Here is a 3311-nt window from a genome sequence, read left to right as displayed (position 1 = left end):
ATCTGAAGGGGCCGCGAAGTTTTCTTCGCGGCCCTTTTCCTATGGTCGAGCTAGGGATTGCGGATCGTTGGTCCGTCAGAAAGTCCCGCCCGATGAAGCTTCGCGCCCTGGCCGCCGTCGGCCTCACCGCCGCCCTCCTGGCCGCTCCGGCCTTCGCGCTCGCCGCCACCAAGGCGCCGACCCCGGCCCTGAAGTCGATCGCCGACCTGCCGACGCCCCTGCCCTATCCCTACAACGAGCAGGCTGACGCCGAGGTCGACCTCGCCGCCGCGATCAAGGCCGCCAAGAAGCACAAGAAGCTCGTCCTGATCGACCTGGGCGGCAACTGGTGCGGCGACTGCCGGGTGTTCGCCGGGATCATCGAGCAGCCCGACATCAAGCCTTGGGTCGACAAGCACTACGAGGTCGTGGCGATCGACGTCGGTCGCTACACCAAGAACATGCAGATTCCCGCCCGCTACGGCGTCGACAAGCTGAAGGGCGTGCCCAGCTTCCTGGTGGTCGACACCAAGGGCAAGCTGGTCAACGACGGCGCCTTCTTCGCCCTGACCGACGCCCGCCACATGACGCCGCAGTCGATCGTCGACTGGCTGGCCCAGTGGCCGAAATAGCGCTCGGCGCGCCCTCTCAGGAACGGCGCGGCCAGAGACTTGCACAACAGGACTAACTGGCCCTACCTTCCTCCCAAACTACGGGAGGAAGCCGCCATGAAGCTCGCCACGACGAAGATCGAGCGCCTGCCGCCGGTGCGCACGTCGCTGTCGCCGACCAACCACCCGTACATGACCGGCGCCTGGACGCCGCAGCACGAGGAGGTCAACGCCTGGGACCTCGAGGTGCTGGAGGGCGCGATCCCGGCCGACCTGGACGGCGTCTATCTGCGTAACACCGAAAACCCCGTCCACGACCCGCTGGGCCGCTATCACCCGTTCGACGGCGACGGGATGATCCACCAGATCGCGTTCAAGGGCGGAGCGGCGACCTATCGCAACCGCTTCGTCCGCACCCGCTGCTTCGAGGCCGAGCAGGAGGTCAATCAGAGCCTGTGGGGCGGGCTGATGGACGGCCCGGGGACCTCCAAGCGCCCTGGCTTCGGCGCGCACGGGAGCCTGAAGGACAGCGCCAGCACCGACATCGTCGTCCACAACGGCGAGGCGATCGCCACCTTCTACCAGTGCGGCGAGGCCTACCGGCTGGATCCGCTGACCCTGGAGACCCTGGGCGTGGCGGCCTGGGCGCCGCTGGACGGCGTCTCGGCCCACCCCAAGGTCGACGAGAACACCGGCGAGCTCTTGTTCTTCAACTACTCGAAGTCATGGCCCTACATGCACTACGGCGTGGTTGGCCCGGACGGGAAGCGCAAGCTCTATCAGGGCGTGCCCCTGCCCGGCCCGCGCCTGCCGCACGACATGTGCTTCTCCGAGCACTGGGCGATCCTGAACGACCTGCCGGTGTTCTGGGACCAGGAGCTGATGGCGCGCGACATCCACGCCGTGCGCCTGCACAAGGGCCTGCCCAGCCGCTTCGCCCTGGTCCCCCGCCACGGCGGCGAGCCCCGCTGGTTCGAGGCCGAGCCGACCTATGTGCTGCACTGGCTGAACGCGTACGAGGACGGCGACGAGGTCGTGCTGGACGGCTACTTCCAGGAGAAGCCGATCCCCCGCCCGCTGGAAGGCGCGCCCGACGGCCACGGCCACCTGATGGCCTATCTGGACGAGCACAGCTTCCTGCCCAAGCTGCACCGCTGGCGCTTCAACCTGAAGACCGGCGAGACGACCGAGAAGCATCTCGACGACCGGGTGCTGGAGTTCGGCATGTTCAATCAGAAATACGCCGGCAAGCCCTATCGCTACGCCTATTCGACCACCGCCAAGCCAGGCTGGTTCCTGTTCAACGGCTTCGTCAAGCACGACCTGGAGACCGGCGAGAGCTGGTCGATCACCCTGCCCGAGGGCCGCTACGCCAGCGAGGCGCCGTTCGCGCCCAAGGTCGGCGCCAAGGACGAGGACGACGGCTACCTGGTCAGCTTCATCATCGACGAGAACCGGGGAGCCTCCGAGTGCGTGATCGTCGACGCCAAGCGGTTCGAGATCGTCTGCCGCGTCGCCCTGCCGCACAAGCTCAGCAGCGGCACGCACAGCGTCTGGGCCGGGCGGGAGATGCTGCGCGATTAGCCACCTTCCGCAACGTCCGCTTGCCGGGTCGCGTAACGCCGGTACACTCACCTGAACAACGATAAGTCGGGAGGGTGGAATGGCGACCGTGACCCGGGAGGCGCGACTGCCGAAGGCCTGCGTGATCGGCGCCGGCTGCAGCGGCTTCACGACGATCAAGCGTCTGAAGGACTACGGGATCCCCTACGACTGCTTCGAGATGTCCGACGAGATCGGGGGCAACTGGTACTACAAGAACCCCAACGGGATGTCGGCCTGCTACGAGAGCCTGCACATCGACACGTCGAAGTGGCGGCTGGCGTTCGAGGACTTTCCCGTGCCGAAGGACTGGCCGGACTTTCCGCACCACGCGCAGCTCTTTCAGTACTTCAAGGACTATGTGGACCACTTCGGCCTGCGTCCGACGATCACCTTCAACACGCGGGTCGAGACGGCGCGGCGCACGGCGGACGGCCTGTGGGCGGTGACGCTGTCCACCGGCAAGACGCGGCTCTATGACGTGCTGTTCGTCTGCAACGGCCACCACTGGGACCCGCGCGTGCCCGAGTATCCCGGCGAGTTCGACGGCCCGGCCTTCCACGCCCACGCCTATTGCGACCCGTTCGATCCGGTCGACATGCGCGGCAAGAACGTCGTGGTCGTCGGCATGGGCAATTCGGCGATGGACATCGCCAGCGAGCTCTCGCAGCGTCCGATCGCCAAGAACCTCTGGGTCTCGGCGCGGCGGGGCGTCTGGGTGTTCCCCAAGTACCTGAACGGCAAGCCCGCCGACAAATCCGCCATGCCCGCCTGGATGCCGCGCAAGCTGGGCCTGGCCCTCTCGCGCTCGGTGCTGAAGAAGACCATCGGCCGGATGGAGGACTACGGCCTGCCCAAGCCCGACCACGAGCCGCTGGAGGCGCACCCTTCCGTCTCGGGCGAGTTCCTGACCCGCGCGGGCTGCGGCGACATCAAGTTCAAGCCGGCGATCAAGGCGCTGGAGGGCAAGCGGGTGCGGTTCGCCGACGACAGCGTCGAGGACGTCGACGCCATCGTCTTCGCCACCGGCTACAAGATCAGCTTCCCGTTCTTCGACGATCCGGACCTGCTGCCCGACGCCGACCACCGCTTGCCGCTGTTCAAGCGGATGATGAAGCC

The 3311-nt window shown here is 66.9% G+C and carries 3 protein-coding genes; all 3 read left to right on the top strand.

What is annotated here, in order from left to right; all coding sequences use genetic code 11:
- Nucleotides 1–92: 92 nt before the first annotated feature.
- Complete coding sequence (locus DI526_RS23295; protein ID WP_304283400.1) at nt 93–611, top strand: co-chaperone YbbN; 519 nt, start codon at nt 93–95, stop codon at nt 609–611.
- 96 nt (nt 612–707) lie between these two features.
- Complete coding sequence (locus tag DI526_RS23290; RefSeq protein ID WP_304283397.1) at nt 708–2174, top strand: carotenoid oxygenase family protein; 1467 nt, start codon at nt 708–710, stop codon at nt 2172–2174.
- A gap of 79 nt (nt 2175–2253) precedes the next feature.
- Nucleotides 2254–3311, top strand: a 1058-nt coding sequence (locus DI526_RS23285; protein ID WP_304283394.1) for an NAD(P)/FAD-dependent oxidoreductase, incomplete at its 3' end; no start/stop codon positions are given.

The sequence above is a fragment of the Caulobacter segnis genome (genome assembly GCF_003243465.1).
In the GTDB taxonomy this organism is placed as follows: Bacteria; Pseudomonadota; Alphaproteobacteria; order Caulobacterales; family Caulobacteraceae; genus Caulobacter; species Caulobacter segnis_A.
The sequence above is the reverse complement of the archived record's forward strand: the minus strand, read 5'-3'. Positions and strand labels throughout refer to the sequence as shown.

What these genes read in the sequence shown, in the direction of transcription:
- DI526_RS23295 (WP_304283400.1), top strand. Translation starts at nt 93, where the DNA reads ATGAAGCTTCGCGCCCTGGCCGCCGTCGGCCTCACCGCCGCCCTCCTG.
- DI526_RS23290 (WP_304283397.1), top strand. Translation starts at nt 708, where the DNA reads ATGAAGCTCGCCACGACGAAGATCGAGCGCCTGCCGCCGGTGCGCACG.